The sequence below is a fragment of the Affinibrenneria salicis genome (assembly GCF_008710095.1).
In genome coordinates this window covers 226,203-242,538 of the sequence record NZ_VYKJ01000003.1, presented here as the reverse complement: position 1 = coordinate 242,538, position 16,336 = coordinate 226,203, and the positions used below count along the sequence as shown (strand labels likewise).

Annotated in this window: 13 protein-coding genes; 1 reads left to right on the top strand and 12 read right to left on the bottom strand. The window is 56.8% G+C overall.

Annotation, left to right across the window (positions count from 1 at the left end; genetic code table 11):
- Window positions 1–46: 46 nt before the first annotated feature.
- From FJU30_RS08285 to lolC, 11 genes are all read right to left on the bottom strand, one after another.
- On the bottom strand, window positions 47–772 hold the full coding sequence (locus tag FJU30_RS08285) for an EAL domain-containing protein (protein WP_150434496.1): 726 nt from the start codon (window positions 770–772) through the stop codon (window positions 47–49).
- 646 nt (window positions 773–1,418) lie between these two features.
- Window positions 1,419–1,883 carry an NlpC/P60 family protein gene (locus FJU30_RS08280; protein ID WP_150434678.1) on the bottom strand — a complete coding sequence of 155 codons (465 nt, stop codon included), beginning with the start codon at window positions 1,881–1,883 and terminating at the stop codon, window positions 1,419–1,421.
- A gap of 121 nt (window positions 1,884–2,004) precedes the next feature.
- Window positions 2,005–2,556, bottom strand: a complete 552-nt coding sequence (locus FJU30_RS08275) for a glutathione peroxidase (protein WP_150434495.1) — start codon at window positions 2,554–2,556, stop codon at window positions 2,005–2,007.
- A gap of 743 nt (window positions 2,557–3,299) precedes the next feature.
- Window positions 3,300–4,106: a MetQ/NlpA family ABC transporter substrate-binding protein gene (locus tag FJU30_RS08270; RefSeq protein ID WP_395858526.1), complete on the bottom strand. Its 807-nt coding sequence runs from the start codon at window positions 4,104–4,106 to the stop codon at window positions 3,300–3,302.
- 43 nt (window positions 4,107–4,149) lie between these two features.
- Complete coding sequence (locus tag FJU30_RS08265) at window positions 4,150–4,818, bottom strand: methionine ABC transporter permease (RefSeq protein ID WP_150434494.1); 669 nt, start codon at window positions 4,816–4,818, stop codon at window positions 4,150–4,152.
- A complete protein-coding gene (locus tag FJU30_RS08260; protein WP_150434493.1) occupies window positions 4,811–5,836 on the bottom strand; it encodes a methionine ABC transporter ATP-binding protein in 1,026 nt (341 codons plus the stop codon). Before FJU30_RS08260 ends, FJU30_RS08265 begins: the two co-directional genes overlap by 8 nt.
- A gap of 215 nt (window positions 5,837–6,051) precedes the next feature.
- Window positions 6,052–6,882: a Sir2 family NAD+-dependent deacetylase gene (gene cobB / locus FJU30_RS08255; protein WP_150434492.1), complete on the bottom strand. Its 831-nt coding sequence runs from the start codon at window positions 6,880–6,882 to the stop codon at window positions 6,052–6,054.
- 11 nt (window positions 6,883–6,893) lie between these two features.
- Window positions 6,894–7,808 carry an N-acetylglucosamine kinase gene (gene nagK, locus FJU30_RS08250; RefSeq protein WP_150434491.1) on the bottom strand — a complete coding sequence of 305 codons (915 nt, stop codon included), beginning with the start codon at window positions 7,806–7,808 and terminating at the stop codon, window positions 6,894–6,896.
- A gap of 37 nt (window positions 7,809–7,845) precedes the next feature.
- A complete protein-coding gene (lolE, locus tag FJU30_RS08245; RefSeq protein WP_150434490.1) occupies window positions 7,846–9,093 on the bottom strand; it encodes a lipoprotein-releasing ABC transporter permease subunit LolE in 1,248 nt (415 codons plus the stop codon).
- On the bottom strand, window positions 9,090–9,797 hold the full coding sequence (lolD, locus tag FJU30_RS08240) for a lipoprotein-releasing ABC transporter ATP-binding protein LolD (protein ID WP_150434489.1): 708 nt from the start codon (window positions 9,795–9,797) through the stop codon (window positions 9,090–9,092). Before lolD ends, lolE begins: the two co-directional genes overlap by 4 nt.
- Window positions 9,790–10,992, bottom strand: a complete 1,203-nt coding sequence (gene lolC, locus FJU30_RS08235; RefSeq protein ID WP_150434488.1) for a lipoprotein-releasing ABC transporter permease subunit LolC — start codon at window positions 10,990–10,992, stop codon at window positions 9,790–9,792. Before lolC ends, lolD begins: the two co-directional genes overlap by 8 nt.
- A 242-nt stretch (window positions 10,993–11,234) precedes the next feature.
- On the opposite strand from lolC, the gene mfd reads away from it, so the two are divergent.
- Window positions 11,235–14,684, top strand: coding sequence for a transcription-repair coupling factor (mfd, locus tag FJU30_RS08230; RefSeq protein WP_150434487.1), 3,450 nt, complete (start codon window positions 11,235–11,237; stop codon window positions 14,682–14,684).
- 63 nt (window positions 14,685–14,747) lie between these two features.
- On the opposite strand, the gene FJU30_RS08225 is transcribed toward mfd, so the two are convergent.
- Complete coding sequence (locus FJU30_RS08225; RefSeq protein WP_150434486.1) at window positions 14,748–15,437, bottom strand: hypothetical protein; 690 nt, start codon at window positions 15,435–15,437, stop codon at window positions 14,748–14,750.
- Window positions 15,438–16,336: the final 899 nt, after the last annotated feature.

The window sequence follows — 16,336 nt, the reverse complement described above, 5'->3', positions numbered from 1 at the left end:
AGAACACCGACGAAGAGTAAGGCTACTGCGCCGCCCGGCGCGGAATTTATGTCCGCACGTCGCCGATCAGCAGGCTATCAAGCGCCTCCAGACCGACCGGCGGCCACAGACTTCCCTGCAGAGCGTCGACGCCGAGCTGTTGACTGCGGGCAAGATATTCATCGCTATCAATGCCTTTGGCTATCACGCTGCAATTATCGCTTTTTATCTGGCGTAATAACGCGTCGCTCATGGCCGCGCGCGAGGGAATAGAAAATATCTCGCGCACGAGATTTTGGTCGATTTTGACATAGCCGAACAAATTGTCATACAGCGCTTTCAGGTTACTTTTACCCGAGCCCAGATTATCCAGCCACAGCGTAAAATAGCGACTCAGCGTGGCCAGGTTTTTATTCTCTTTGCCCAGCGAAAGGTTGGGAAAATTCTCATTTATTTCGAATTGAATAAAGGGAGCGTTATTAATATCGGTCCTCAGCGCCTCATCCCGGATTATTCTTCGTACCCTGTCCTGATCAACTTTTATCACCAGAATAATCTGATTCCGGATAAACCAGTCGGCATTACTTTTAATGAAGGATAATTGCTCCAGCAGCATCGTCTGTTTTTGTTCAACGCTCAGTTGGGGAACGAGAATTTCCTTATGGATGCTCAACGCGCCGTCGCCGCTATTGAAGCGCGGCATCATCTCCAGCGCCAGTAACCGCATGTCCGGACGATAAATCGGCCAGAACACATAGCTGCTAATGTAATCTACATCTAACCGAATTCGCATGTTATACAGCCAGAATAGTCAAAGTGAAATGAGTCTTGTTATGCCCGCGACACGTCAGTATCCCGCATGGCGGCGCCTGAGCGGCCCGCCGAATCACTGACTGGCGCATGCGCATCGAAATAATGGGAGACATCCTGTCGCTCACCGAAGGCCAGCCGTTGGCCGTTCAAATTCGTTCCCGACCAATTTGTCGCTCCTTTACCGCGTGACGGATCGCATAAACGAGTCTAGCCCGTAATGAACCACCGTGTTGCGGTGTTCAAAACGATAACGTTTTGCCCTGCAACTCGAATTATTTAGAGTATAGTGCTTATTTTCCGCTGAGAGTAAATATCGTTCAGGAAATAATCGACTTTACGGTCTTAAATATTCGTCAGCAAGAAATTGAATACCGCGGCAAAAAAAACCACCGACTGACGGAATGGGTTCTTCACTTTTATATCGCAAAAAAATTTAAAAACAATTAAATTTTTTCCCGGCGCACAGACTGCAAAAGTCTGTGCCAAATAGATGAATATTATCAATCCGCTGAGCTGACCGTTTTTTCGTTATGACGATGACGACGGGCGCGCGCAACGCGGCTAAAGATCGCGGTGGGGAGGTTGGAAACCGCCGGCGCCCGAAGCGTCGGCGGCAGATCCGACGGTCAGATGCGGCGCGCCTGCCAGTAAGCGCGCTTCCAGTACACGTTGTCCAGCGAAGAACGCATCACGCCCCTGCTGGTTGAGGCATGGATGAACTGATCATCGGTGTCGTAGATACCGACGTGCAGGCCGTTCTCCCCGCTGCCGGTTTTAAAGAACACCAGATCGCCAGGCAACAGCTCGTCGCGACTGATGCGCGTGCCGATTTCCGTTTGCGCTTCGGTACTGCGCGGCAGCTGCATGCCAAAACGGTCGCGGTAAGTCAGATAGACGAACCCCGAGCAGTCGACGCCGCGTCGGTTCAGACCGCCATAGCGATAAGGCGTACCGCGCCACTGACGTAATTGGTCATTCAGTTCGGCGATGACCGTGATCGAATCGCTCAGGCGAGCGTTGGGCGGCGGCGCATGGCTGCTGCAGCCAGCCAGGATCAAACTTGCCAGAATCAGCCAGTGAGTTAATCGCATCATGTCGTCCCGGCTCCGGGCAGCGTACGGACTGCCGCTATCAGAATGATATTTAACTCTAATCTAGCGCCGATCGCGTGAAACAGGCAAGCGTCATTGCCGGCCGGCGCGGCGCCCGCCGTCACTGCGCCAGCGCCTGCTTAATCGCCGCGACGATCTGCGGAGCGTCCGGCGTCATATCCGGCGCAAAACGCGCGGCGACGGCGCCGTCGCGACCGATGAGAAATTTTTCAAAATTCCACAGGATATCCGAAGGATGCTGCGGCCCCTGCCCCTTGCTGACCCGCCGCTGGTAGAAATCGCTGTCGTCCGGCCGCGTCGCTTGCGGCTGCGCCGCGATCAGCGCCTGATACAGCGGGTGACGCTGCGCGCCATTAACCTGAATCTTGCTGAACATCGGGAACTGCACGCCGAAGGTGCCGCGGCAAAAGGCCTGAATCTCTTCGTCGCTGCCCGGTTCCTGCCCGGCGAATTCATTGGATGGAAAACCCAGCACGCTGAATCCCTGTTCGCGCCAGCGTTCATACAGCGTTTCCAGCGCTTCATACTGTCTGGTCAGACCGCACTGCGAGGCGACGTTAACAATCAGCAAAACCTGGCCGCGCAGACTGTCGAGCGTCGTTGGCTGGCCGGCGATATCTTTCACTGCGATTTGGTACAGGCTCTGGCTCATGGTGTCTATCCTTCCGGTTATGATAAGCGGTTTACTACCGACTCGGGCCATGCGAGGTGCGCCGGCCCGCAGGTCACTTAAACGCAATTGTTCTCGCCTGTCCACCGGGTTGTCCGCCCGGGTCGTGAACGACAGGCACGACGCGCACGGCCGGCGAGAATGGCGGCGCCGGCGAACCGCTGAATTCAGAATGTTGCTGGTTATTTTATAAACAACCGACTACGCTTAGTCTGTGTCCATCGACCCGCGATGAGAGTGACGCTATGCGACGTTTTATCCGCCACCTCTGGTTACGCCTGCGGTCCCGTCGTCCCGCCGCGCGAGTTAACCCTGCGCGCATCGCGCGCTGTCGCGAATGCGAGTTTAGTTTTTTCAATCATTCCGCCACGCTGCCTTTTGACCAGGTCGGCGAATGTCAGCAATGGTCCGCGCAGAAACAAAAATCCGCCTTCATGGAAGGCAGCCGTGACTCGGCTCGCTGAAAAGGGGCTAAACGCCGTCTCTTCGCATTGTTCCTGAATGCATGACCGATAAAGAAACGTTACTGCTTCCGTGAGTCATCCCGGCGTAAGACGAAACATTTTCTCTCCGGCTTTCTTCGGGCGATAGATCCACAGCAACAGTCACCGTCTCCCTGATCGGTGGTTAGAACCGCGACAAACGGAATCCCCGACCTGGCTGGGGTTTTCTAAAGACAAAAAACGGCGCCAGAAGGCGCCGCTTGTCGGATGGTAACCGTCTGTTTACTGGCTGACCGGAATAACCGCGCCCTTGTATTTTTCTTTAATAAAATCCTGAATCGCTTTGGAATGCAGGACATTGACCAGCGCTTTGATTTCAGGCTTATTTTCGTCGCCGCGGTGTACGGTGATGATATTGGCGTAAGGGTTATCCTCGCCGCTTTCGATGGCGATCGGATCGGTGGTCGGATTCAGCCCGGCGTCAATCGCATAGTTAGCGTTAATCACCACGGCATCCCCTTCATTGTTGGCATACACCTGCGGCAGCAGACCGCGTTCCACGCTCGGCAGGAACTTCAGGCGTTTCGGGTTTTCCACGATATCGCCGATGCGCGCATCAACGCGTTTCACACCAGGCTTCAGCTTAATCACGCCGGCTTTTTCAAAAATCGACAGAATACGACCTTCTTCCGCTACCGCGTCGCCCAGAATGATTTTGCCGTTATCCGGCAAATCCTGCAGACTTTTGTACTTTTTCGAATAAATACCGATCGGCTCAATGTGAATCGCCCCTGCGCTGACAAAGTCATAATTCTTGTCGCCGGCGTGATCCTTAATCACGCTTTCCATATAGGGAACGTGCTGGAAATAGTTGGCGTCGATATCGCGACTCGCCAGCGCGGTGTTTGGCAGGATGTAGTCCTGGAACGGCGTGATTTTCAGATCGATGCCTTCTTTGGCTAAAATCGGTTTCGCCTGCTCGAGAATCTCGGCGTGCGGCACGTTGGACGCACCGACAGACAGTTTGGTGTTAGCCGCCGCTGAAAACGCGGTCAGGCTGAGTGCAGTCAGAGAGGCATAGGCCAGCATTAAAATATTGCGCGTCTTCATCATCTTCATTCCTTTAACAAGATTACCGTTTATCGAGTGCTGCCGTAATGGTGTCGCCAATAAGCTGAATAATGAACACCAGCAGTAGAATCGTGACCGTGGCGACCAGCGTAACGTCGCCATGATTACGCTGGAAGCCTTCCAGGTAGGCCAGATTGCCCAGCCCTCCCGCGCCAATCACCCCCGCCATTGCGGTATAGCCCACCAGCGCGATCAGGGTCACGGTAATACCGGACACCAGCGCTGGCGATGATTCCGGTAACAGAACCCGGAAAATAATAGTGCCGATGCGCGCGCCCATCGAACGCGCCGCCTCGATCACGCCTTTATCCACTTCGCGCAGGCCGATTTCCACCAGCCGCGCGTAAAACGGCGCCGCGCCGATGATCAGCGCCGGCAGCGCGGCATTCACCCCGAGAATAGTGCCGACCAGCGAGCGGGTGAACGGGATCAGCAATACAATCAGGATAATGAACGGGATTGAGCGAAATACGTTAACCACCGTCGATACCAGCGCATAAATCAACCGGTTTTGCAGCAGCTGCCCCTTCGAGGTCAGAAATAACAGTACGCCCAGAATAATCCCTAAGACAAACGTCGCCAGGCCGGAAAAAACGGTCATGTAAATCGTTTCGTACGTCGCATCTACCAGACGGTCGATTTGCAGGTGAGGAAACAGTGAATCAGGCATGTTCAATCACCTCGGCCGTAATATTTTTTTCAGTCACAAATGCCAGCATATCCTGTATCCGGGCGTCATCGCCCTCTACATGTACGTAAAGCTCGCCGAAAGCGCCGTTTAAGGTCTGGGTGATCTTGCCGTGCAGTATATTGATCGTCAGCCCGTGACGCTGGATCAATTCGGAAATCACCGGCTGCCGCGTCTGGACGCCCACAAAGGTTAATTTCACGATCACGCCCGGCAGCCCCTGGATCAGCAGCGGGTTAAACGCATCTTCCGTATCTTTATACTGCGTAACCTGTTTAACAAACTGCTGCGTCACCGCCTGCTGCGGATGGGTAAACACATCCAGCACCTGACCTTCTTCGACGATGCGGCCGTTTTCCATCACCGCCACGCGCTGGCAAATTTTGCGCACCACGTGCATTTCATGGGTGATCAGCACGATAGTCAGATTCAGCTTGCGGTTGATATCAAGCAACAGCTCAAGGATCGAGTCGGTGGTTTGCGGATCGAGCGCCGACGTCGCTTCGTCGCACAGCAGCACCACCGGGTTATTGGCCAGCGCTCTGGCGATCCCTACACGCTGTTTCTGCCCGCCGCTGAGCTGGGATGGATAGGCGTTTTCACGTCCCTGCAGCCCCACCAGCGCCACTAATTCGGCTACGCGCGCGTTAATGTTGTTTCTCGCCACGCCGGCAATCTGCATCGAAAAGGCGATATTTTCGCTAACCGTGCGCGACCACAGCAAATTGAAATGCTGAAAGACCATGCTGATGCGCAACCGGGCGCGACGCAGTTCGCTGTGGCTGGCTTTGGCGATGTCCTGCCCATTTACCACAATTGAGCCCGTGGTCGGCGTTTCCAGCCCATTCAACAAACGGATCAGCGTACTTTTACCTGCCCCGCTGTAACCGATAATGCCGTAGATTTGACCGGCGTCCACCGTCAAATTCACGTCCTGCAGCGCGCTGATGCGGCCGCTGGCGCTATCGAATACTTTGGAGACATTCGAAAGAGTAATCATTGTTTAGCACATCCCACTGTTATTGCTCATCCTTTAATCATCAAGGCGTTAAATGGCCCCTATTATAAACATATCGTGCCAGAAATGGCCTTTTCTTCCGTTCGGCAATAGTGAAAGATGTGGTAGCGATTGACTCAGCGGGATACTAACGATCCCGGCTGATTAAGAAAAGAATATAAATATTATTAATTATTCCAGAACGGAATAATGACAGCCTAAAACTGGATTTTCTTGCGTCCGGTCAGCCATGCGCTGACAAACTCAGGCACCACCTCGCTGGCGGGACCGTAGATCTTTTCATCGAACTGGCTTTCGACCTGGCTGGGTTCGAGATTGAGCTCAAGCGTCCAGGCGCCGTGCGCGTGCGCTTCCTGCACGAAACCGGCCGCCGGATAAACATGGCCTGACGTGCCGATGGCGATGAAATAGTCGGCTCGCGCCAGCGCCTGGTAAATGCGATCCATCTCCAGCGGCATTTCGCCGAACCATACAATATGCGGACGCAGCGGCGCCGGAAACTGGCAACAGTGACAGCGTTCGTCCGGCGCCAGGTCGTTGTGCCGCTCAAAAATTTGCCCGCTGCGGCTGCAGCGCACTTTCAACAGTTCGCCGTGCATATGAATAATGCGCTGGCTGCCTGCCCGCTCGTGCAGATTATCAATATTTTGCGTCACCAGCAGAAAATGGTCGCCCAGCATCGTCTCCAGATTGGCCAGCGCCAGATGCGCGGCATTAGGCACGACCTCCGGCTGCTGCAGCTGGCGGCGGCGCGCATTGTAGAACGCCTGCACCAGCGCCGGATCGCGCTGGAAACCTTCCGGCGTGGCGACATCCTCGACGCGATGCTCTTCCCACAGGCCGTCGGCGGCGCGAAAGGTGCGAATACCCGACTCGGCGGAGATGCCCGCGCCGGTCAGCACCACGACATAAGGTTTTTTCACCTCGCTCGAGGCCAGATAATCACGATGAAAAATACGAGCCCGCAGGCGTTGATGGCGCATACGCTTCCCCTGATGAAAACGGTTCAACCGCTGACGCGTTTGCATATCTGCTCCTGTTATTCATCCATTAAGTGTAGCAAAGCCGCGCCGCGTACTCCGCCGGCGTCGCCATAGCGTGCCTTTTCGATGCGCGGCAAGCGCGCGACCGGCAAAAGCGCGGCCGGCAGTTTCTCCGGCAACAGCGTATAGAGTTCACTGAAATTCGACAAGCCGCCGCCCAGCACCAGCAAATCGGGATCGAACAGGGTCAGCAGATTGCCGAGGCAGACGGCCAGCGCCGCCACATAGCGTCCGACATGTTCGCTGGCCCGCTCATCTGCCGCGCGGTAGCGCTCTATCAGCTGCGGCGCGGCCACCTGTTCGTGGTAAAAATGCTGATACAACCATTCGAAGCCGCGTCCCGACAGATAATTTTCGATACAGCCGTACTGGCCGCAGCCGCACGCCACGCGCGGAATATCGCGGCCGAGGATCTCCAGCGCATCGACCGGCAAGCGCAAATGGCCGAATTCGCCGGTCATGCCGTTGCGGCCGCTGACCAGCCGGCCGTTCACCACCAGCCCGCCGCCCATGCCGGTGCCGAGAATGATGCCCAGGACCACGGGGTAAGCGCGACATGCCGGGTTCCAGGCTTCGGACAGCGCGAAACAGCTGGCGTCGTTCGCAATACGCACCTCGCGACGCAGCAGCTGACTCAGATCGCGCCGTAGCGGCCGCCCCATGGTGGCCGGCAGATTGGCGGTGAATAGCGCGCCGTCCTCGCCGCTCTGCAGCCCCGGCACGCCGACGCCGATCTTGCCCGCCGCGCCGCTCAGGCTATCCGCCTGGGCGGTCAGCGCCGCCAGCGTATGCAGCAGCGCGTCATAATCTTCGCGCGGCGTAGCCACCCGGATATTCCATACCGGCGTCAGGCCGGCATCAAACACCGTCAGTTCGATTTTGCTGCCGCCGATGTCAAAACCGTAATACATGGCAACTCCCGTCCTGCGCGCGTCCCTGACGATCGCGTTACTGCCCGCTTAACACCCGGGCCGGGTCGATACGGCTGGCGCGCCGCGCCGGATACCAGCTGGCCACCAGGCTCAGCAGCAGCGAAGTCATCAGTACAAAAATCACGTCGGAGATATGCAGTTCCGACGGTAAAAAATCGATAAAATAAATATCGCCCGAGAGTAAATTGTGCCCAAGCAGCTTTTCCAGCGCGCGAATCAGCGGCGTCAGCTGCAGAGCGACCACGGTGCCGATCGCCGCGCCGCACAGACTGCCCAGCAGCCCGGCCAGCAGCCCGTACCAGACGAATACCGAACGAATCAGGCCGTCGCTTGCCCCCAGAGTGCGCAGCACGGCGATATCGCCGCTCTTGTCTTTCACCGCCATCACCAGCGTCGACACAATGTTAAAACAGGCCACGCCGATCACCAGCACCATCGCCAGATACATAATCGCGCGCACCATCTGGATATCGCGATACATATAGCCGTAGGAGCCGATCCAGCTGCGAGTGTTGACATCAGCGTTGATCGCGTCCCCGGCATCAAGCACCAGTTGCCCGGCGTTGAAGACATCGTCCACTTTAATGGCGATGCCGGTAACGCTGTCAGCCATATCCAGATAGCCCTGCGCGTCGCTCAACGGCACCAGCGCCAGACTGTGATCCAGTTGTCCGCTCAACTGCAGAATGCCGCTGATCTGCAGGCGGATGCGCTTCGGCTGCAGCAACTTCATCTGCGGATCGCTGTTGGGGATCATCACGGTAACCCAGTCGCCCTGCTGCACGTTGAGCGCATCGGCGACCCCTTTGCCGATAATCACCTGCTGCCCGCCGGCGTGAAACTGCCGCCAGGCGTGATTCTGCACAAATGAAGGCAGCGTGCTCAGACGCGCCTCCTGTTGAGGATCGACGCCTTTAACCAGCACGGCTTTCAGATTCGCGCCGCGCTCAATCAGACCGGTGAACTGAATATAGGGCGCCGCGGCCTCGATGCCCGGCACCTGTTCGATGAGCGGCAACAGCGCCTGCCAGTCTCGAAACGGCTGTTTGACCGCTTCAATTTCGCCATGCGGCACCACCGCCAGAATGCGGTTGCGCAGCTCGCGTTCGAAGCCGTTCATCGCGCTCAGCCCGACGATCAGCACCGCCACGCCCAGCGCGATGCCGGAGGTAGAGATAACCGAAATCAGAGAGACCATGCCGCCACGTCGCCGGCCGCGGCTAAAGCGCAGACCGAGCAACAGGGAAAGCGGAGGAAACGTCATTGCTGCGCCCCCATCAGGGTGATGTCCTGCTGGAGTTGCCCATCGCGCATCTCCAGCTGGCGGCTCAGGCGGCTCGCCAGTTGCAGATCGTGCGTGACCACCAGGAATGCGGTGCCCTGGCGGATATTCAGCTCGCCCAACAGTTCGAAAATGGTATCGGCGGTGCGCTGGTCCAGGTTACCGGTCGGCTCATCGGCCAGCACCAGCGCCGGATTGTTGACCAGCGCGCGCGCGATCGCCACACGCTGGCGTTCGCCGCCCGATAGCTCCGAAGGCCGATGCGCGCGGCGCTTCTCCAGCCCGACCGCCGCCAGCATCTCGCGCGCTTTGTCCTGCGCCTGCGCCGGCCGGCTGCCGCCGATCAGCAGCGGCATCGCCACGTTCTCCAGCGCGGAGAAATCCGGCAGCAAATGGTGGAACTGATAGATGAAGCCCAACTGCTGATTGCGCAACGTCGCCTTTTGCGCCGACGAGAGCTGGTTCAACTGCTGGTCTTTAAACACCACCTCGCCGGAGGTCGGCGAATCCAGCCCGCCCAGCAGGTGCAGCAGCGTACTCTTACCCGAACCGGAGCTGCCGACGATCGCCATCATCTCGCCGTGCCGCATGGCAAAAGAGACATTGCGCAGCACATCCGTCGACAGCCCGCCTTCCTGGTAGCGTTTGCACAAATTGTCGCAACGTAATAATAATGAATCACTCATAACGTAAAGCCTCAGCGGGTTGAACGGCGGCGGCGCGCCAGGAAGGATAGAGGGTCGACAACAGTGCAATAGCCATCGCCACCAGCGCAATGCTGACGACCTGCAGCGGTTCGATCACTACCGGCAGCGCGGCGCCGTCCAGCAATAGTCCCAGCATCGGCAACAGCGTATTCAACTGGCTGGACAGCAGAACGCCCAGCAGCGCCCCTACCACCGCGCCGATCACCCCGGCGCTGCCCCCCTGCACCACAAAAACCGTCATGATCTGTCGGCGCGTCAATCCCTGCGTCTGCAGAATGGCCACCTCGGCCTGTTTCTCCATAACCAGCAACCCCAGCGACGTGATGATATTGAAGGCGGCCACCGCGACAATCAGGCTGAGCAACAGCCCCATCATGTTTTTTTCCATCCGGATGGCCTGGAACAGCTCGCCTTTGCGATCGCGCCAGTCTTTCCACACCGCGCCCTGCGGCAACGGCTGCTCGCTAAGGCTGTCTACGCTAAGCGGCCTTTCCAGCCACAGCCGCCAGCCGGTAATATTGTCGGCCGGATAGCGCATCAGGCGCGAGGCGTCCTGCTGATTGACCAGCATCTGATAGCCGTCGACTTCGCTGCCGGAAGCGAACGTACCGATAACGGTAAACAAGCGCTGGCTGGGAATGCGCCCCATCGGCGTTAGTTGACTGGCGCTGGTCACCATGATGCGCACCGGGTCGCCGCGCTGCACGCCAAGCTGCCTCGCCAACATCCTGCCGAGAATCACCTGATAGCCGCCGGGCTGCAACTGCTGCTGTTGCACATTAACCAGATAGCTGGCCAGCGGCTCTCGCTGCCCGGGGGTAATGCCGAGCATAACGCCGACGGCGATGTTGCGTCCGCTCTGCAGCACCACATCGCCGGTGGTCAGCGGCGCGATATGCGTCACGCCGCGCAGCGATGCAAGCGCGGATGAGGGCAGATGTTGCGGATTGAGCGACCCCTGCGGCGTGGTGATCAACGCCTGCGGCATTACGCCGAGAATATTTTTTTCCTGCTCGCGTTCAAAGCCGTTCATCACCGACAGCACGGTGACCAGCGCAAGTACGCCAAGCGTAATGCCAATCGCCGATAACCAGGAGACAAACCGGCCAAAGCGGTCTGAGGCCCGTCCACGCATATAGCGCAGACCAATAAATAATACGACAGGTTGATACATGAAATCCGTCTGGATGAGGTTGCCAAAGCAAAGTGATCAAGGATAATAAAGGGTAGCACCGCTTTATGGAACCCTAACCACCTCTATCGCTGGTTTTTTATACTCGACATAATCCGGGTTGCCGGAAGGCGGCGACGCGCGGCGAGGCCATTGATCGGCCGGCTAATAACGCCGGCGCGCCTGCAGCCTGAACGATGACGAGTATATGGCCGGATATCGGGGAGAGACCAGATAATCAGATTATGCCTGAACAATACCGCTATGCCTTGCCCGCCAGGGCCGGTGAACAACGCCTGCTGGGGCAGTTAACCGGCGCCGCCTGCGCCGTTGAATGCGCTGAAATTGCCGAACGACATCCTGGTCTGGTGATGCTTATCGCTCAGGATATGCAGAACGCGCTGCGGCTGCGCGATGAAATTCAGCAGTTTACCGACTATCCGGTTACGCTGCTGTCCGACTGGGAAACGCTGCCGTACGACAGCTTCTCGCCCCACCAGGAGATTGTTTCCGCCCGTCTGTCCACGCTGTATCAGTTGCCGCTGATGACGCGCGGCGTTCTCATCCTGCCGGTCAATACGCTGATGCAACGCGTGTGCCCGCACGCCTTCCTGCACGGCCATGCGTTGATGATGAAAAAAGGCCAGCGTCTGTCGCGCGATAAACTGCGCGATCAGCTGGAACAGGCCGGCTATCGCAGCGTCGATCAGGTGATGGAGCACGGCGAATTCGCCACCCGCGGCGCCCTGCTCGATCTGTTCCCGATGGGTAGCGAAGAACCCTACCGCGTCGACTTTTTCGATGATGAAATCGACAGCCTGCGCCTGTTCGATATCGATACCCAGCGTACGCTCAACGAAGTCCAGCAGATCAACCTGCTGCCGGCCCATGAGTTCCCTACCGATAAGACCGCCATCGAGCTGTTTCGCAGTCAGTGGCGCGAAAAGTTCGAAGTGCGGCGCGAAGCGGAACATCTCTATCAGCAGGTGAGCAAAGGCGTCTGGCCGGCCGGGATCGAGTACTGGCAGCCGCTGTTTTTCAGTCAGCCGCTGCCGACGCTATTCAGCTATCTGCCGGACAATACGCTGCTGATCAACACCGGCGATATCGAAAGCGGCGCGCAGCGTTTCTGGCTGGATATCAACCAGCGCTTCGACAACCGCAGCGTCGACCCGATGCGTCCGCTGCTGCCGCCGGATACGCTATGGCTGCCGGTCGACGCGCTGTTCAGCGAACTGAAGCGCTGGCCGCGCGTTCAGTTGAAGACCGATACGCTGGCGGACAAAGCGGCCTGCGTAAACCTCGATTATCAGCCGCTTCCCGATCTGTCGGTACAACCGCAGCAGAAAGCGCCGCTGGATAATCTGCGCCGCTTTATCGAACAATTCAGCGGCAAAGTGGTATTTTCGGTTGAAAGCGAAGGTCGGCGTGAAACGCTGCAGGAATTACTGGGACGAATAAAGCTGAACCCGCTGCCTGTCGCCAGTCTCGGGCAGGTCAGCGCGCCGGGCTGTTGGCTCATCATCGGTTCCAGCGAACACGGTTTTATCGACGCCCAGCGCCAGCTGGCGCTGATTTGTGAAGGCGACCTGCTCGGCGAGCGCGTCACCCGACGACGCCAGGATAACCGGCGCGCCATCAATACCGATACGCTGATCCGCAATCTGGCCGAGCTGCGCCCCGGCCAGCCGGTGGTGCACCTGGAGCACGGCGTAGGCCGCTATACCGGATTGACCACGCTGGAGGCCGGCGGCATCAAAGCCGAATATCTGGTGTTGGCCTATGCCGGCGACGATAAGCTGTATGTGCCGGTTTCCTCGCTGCACCTGATCAGCCGCTATGCCGGCGGCGCCGATGAAAACGCCCCGTTGCATAAACTAGGCGGCGACGCCTGGACGCGCGCGCGCCAGAAGGCGGCCGAGCGCGTGCGCGATGTGGCGGCCGAACTGCTGGATATTTACGCCCAGCGCGCGGCGAAACGCGGTTTCGCCTTTAAACATGACCGCGCGCAGTATCAGCTGTTTTGCCAGAGTTTTCCCTTTGAAACCACGCCTGACCAGCAGCAGGCCATTAATGCCGTGCTGAGCGACATGTGTCAGCCGCTGGCCATGGATCGGCTGGTGTGCGGCGACGTCGGCTTCGGCAAAACTGAAGTGGCGATGCGCGCCGCCTTTCTCGCGGTGGAAAACCACAAACAGGTGGCGGTGCTGGTGCCCACCACTCTGCTGGCGCAGCAACACTTCGACAACTTCCGCGACCGCTTCGCCAACTGGCCGGTGCGCATCGAAATGATTTCCCGCTTCCGCAGCGCGCGCGAACAGAGCCAGGTACTGGAAGACACCCTGGCGGGCAAGGTGGATATTTTGATCGGCACCCATAAGCTGCTGCAGAACGACGTGCGCTGGCACGATCTGGGCCTGCTGATCGTCGACGAAGAGCACCGTTTCGGCGTACGTCACAAAGAGCGCATCAAGGCGATGCGCGCCGACGTCGATATCCTGACGCTAACCGCCACGCCCATTCCGCGCACGCTGAATATGGCGATGAGCGGCATGCGCGACCTGTCGATCATCGCCACGCCGCCGGCGCGCCGGCTGGCGGTCAAAACCTTTGTGCGCGAATATGACAGTCTGGTGGTGCGCGAAGCTATCCTGCGTGAAGTTCTGCGCGGCGGCCAGGTCTATTACCTGTACAACGATGTGGAGAATATCGAAAAAGCCGCCGACCGGCTGGCCGAGCTGGTGCCGGAAGCGCGTATCGTTATCGGCCACGGCCAGATGCGCGAACGCGATCTCGAACGAGTGATGAACGATTTTCATCATCAGCGTTTTAACGTGCTGGTCTGCACCACTATCATCGAAACCGGTATCGATATTCCCAGCGCCAATACCATTATCATCGAACGCGCCGACCACTTTGGTCTGGCGCAGCTGCACCAGCTGCGCGGCCGCGTCGGGCGATCGCATCATCAGGCCTATGCCTGGCTGCTGACCCCGCATCCCAAAGCGATGAGCGTCGACGCCCATAAACGTCTGGAGGCCATCGCCTCGCTGGAAGACCTGGGCGCAGGTTTCGCTCTCGCCACGCACGATCTGGAAATCCGCGGCGCCGGCGAGCTGCTGGGCGAAGATCAGAGCGGCCAGATGGCCAGCGTCGGCTTCTCGCTCTATATGGACCTGCTGGAAAACGCGGTGGATGCGCTGAAAGCCGGGCGCGAACCGTCGCTGGAAAATCTGATCAGCGGCCAGACCGAGGTCGAATTGCGCCTGCCGGCCCTGTTGCCGGACGATTTCATTCCCGATGTGAATACCCGTCTTTCTTTTTATAAACGGGTAGCCAGCGCCAGAAACGACGCCGGGCTGGCGGAACTGAAGGTGGAGTTGATCGATCGTTTCGGCGCGCTGCCCGACGCGGCCCGCAACCTGCTGCAGGTCGCCGCGCTGCGCCAGCAGGCGCAGACGCTGGGCATTAAGCGTATCGAAGGTAATGATAAAGGCGGTTTTATTGAATTTGGCGAGCAGAACAAGGTCGACCCGGGCTATCTGATCGGCCTGCTGCAGCAGGATTTCAAAACGTACCGCCTGGACGGCCCCACCCGCCTCAAATTTATCTGCAACCTCAGCGATCGTTCCGCGCGACTGAAATTTATCGAATCGCTGCTGAACGGCATGGCCCTGCATACGCTGGCGGCGTAGGCCCGCCCGCGCCCCGTTATTCCCTGACGAACCATCCTCCCCCGGCCATAACCGGGGGGATTGTTAATTTAACGGCTGCAGTTCGGTTAGCCGAATATAGCCCTTCTTCTCGCTTAAACTATCCTTTTGGCTTTCATCATATACGGCGGCATATATCCAGCCCTGATTAATCGTTTTAATTTTAGCGACGGTATCTTCTTCACTAAAAGAAAACGTGTTCCCGGCATTATCATCCGGACTGGCTTTAAACCAGACCGTCTTTCCTTCAGGTTTCGCCTGATACAGCGTTAAATAAGGGTAGCGCCCGCTATAACCACAGCTGGCCAGCGACTCATCAACCGCATTATTTTTCGAAGAAAGATCAGGTTTAAACGACAGGATATCAGCGCTGTAGTTATCGGCATTACATTCGACATATTTTTTAACTTTTGCAAACTCAACGGTTCCGGGCTGATTGACATACCACTCTTTATAACTGAAAAAATTATCCGGGATATTGCGGAAATTTTTTCTTATAAACGCTTGCTGTTGCTCTATTCCGCCGGCGACAAACACATCAATGGCCTTTCCCTGCAAAGACGATTTGGCATCGGAAAAAAATCGAAAACCCAGTCGCGGGGTATTTACCGTGGCGTCATCATTCCATTCCGCCTGCCAGTAAGCCTGAAGAACCCCGCGGCTTACTATCGGTTCTGCCACGGTGAATGGACTGATCAGAAGACAAAACAGGGACATAAAAAATAGTTTCTTCACAACAGAGTTCCCTTTTACACCTTGTGCGGTTTACATAGTAAGACGTGAGCGGCACATTAACCTTTTTACTCTGTTTTTCAATCAGAAAAATTTTAATTTGCCCATACATCAATACGCTGTTGCTCATCATCCGCTCCGGTCATCCCCGTCGTCCGACCGGGCAACAGACGGTCATCCGTATCTTTGGGCACCGGTCTGTTTTGAGGGATGCGGGCATAAACTGGTGGGGCGCGGGGCTATGCTTAATCCCATGAGTCGATATGGCCGCGCTACGTTAACAACCGAATGTTGTTTATCAGAATATCCTGTATTTCAACGCCGGCGGACAACATTCTATATGATGGGGAAGAAGCGCCATCCCGTGACGGCACCGTGATCACTTAATGATTTATCTCACTTTTATCAATAAGCTAAACATTCATCATTCGATGCATCACTTTCTGTTATTATTTTATAGTGTTTTCTATTTTTAGCATAAAAGGTAAAACGACATATTGGGGTGTATAAATCCTTATTTTTTCTGAAGCCAATCATTTAACTTCTGTTTTTCCTTCGTCCATACTTCAGCCATGTTCATCGGCCATGCCGGACATTCCGGGAGTTTGGCTATAGAAAATAGCGGTAAGAGGCTCATGACCATTATTGCAATTTTTTTCATCTCACATCTCTGACTGTTTGTCTCTGCCGTTTCTGGTTAAGCGGCAAGCGTACAACGGCGGGAAATGCCTCCATCACGGTTCAGTACGCCTGCCGCTATCGCCACAGTTGAGAAAGTAAAATTAAAGACGTGTTTGGCCATCAGAGTGGCGGGTATGGCCATATCGCAATAGCGCAATAGCGCAATAGCGCAATAGCGCAATAGCGCAATAGCCGACTCGGACCATACGGCGATATAAAAA

What these genes read in the sequence shown, in the direction of transcription:
- FJU30_RS08285 (WP_150434496.1), bottom strand. Translation starts at nt 772, where the DNA reads ATGCGAATTCGGTTAGATGTAGATTACATTAGCAGCTATGTGTTCTGG.
- FJU30_RS08280 (WP_150434678.1), bottom strand. Translation starts at nt 1,883, where the DNA reads ATGCGATTAACTCACTGGCTGATTCTGGCAAGTTTGATCCTGGCTGGC.
- FJU30_RS08275 (WP_150434495.1), bottom strand. Translation starts at nt 2,556, where the DNA reads ATGAGCCAGAGCCTGTACCAAATCGCAGTGAAAGATATCGCCGGCCAG.
- FJU30_RS08270 (WP_395858526.1), bottom strand. Translation starts at nt 4,106, where the DNA reads ATGCTGGCCTATGCCTCTCTGACTGCACTCAGCCTGACCGCGTTTTCA.
- FJU30_RS08265 (WP_150434494.1), bottom strand. Translation starts at nt 4,818, where the DNA reads ATGCCTGATTCACTGTTTCCTCACCTGCAAATCGACCGTCTGGTAGAT.
- FJU30_RS08260 (WP_150434493.1), bottom strand. Translation starts at nt 5,836, where the DNA reads ATGATTACTCTTTCGAATGTCTCCAAAGTATTCGATAGCGCCAGCGGC.
- cobB (WP_150434492.1), bottom strand. Translation starts at nt 6,882, where the DNA reads ATGCAAACGCGTCAGCGGTTGAACCGTTTTCATCAGGGGAAGCGTATG.
- nagK (WP_150434491.1), bottom strand. Translation starts at nt 7,808, where the DNA reads ATGTATTACGGTTTTGACATCGGCGGCAGCAAAATCGAACTGACGGTG.
- lolE (WP_150434490.1), bottom strand. Translation starts at nt 9,093, where the DNA reads ATGACGTTTCCTCCGCTTTCCCTGTTGCTCGGTCTGCGCTTTAGCCGC.
- lolD (WP_150434489.1), bottom strand. Translation starts at nt 9,797, where the DNA reads ATGAGTGATTCATTATTATTACGTTGCGACAATTTGTGCAAACGCTAC.
- lolC (WP_150434488.1), bottom strand. Translation starts at nt 10,992, where the DNA reads ATGTATCAACCTGTCGTATTATTTATTGGTCTGCGCTATATGCGTGGA.
- mfd (WP_150434487.1), top strand. Translation starts at nt 11,235, where the DNA reads ATGCCTGAACAATACCGCTATGCCTTGCCCGCCAGGGCCGGTGAACAA.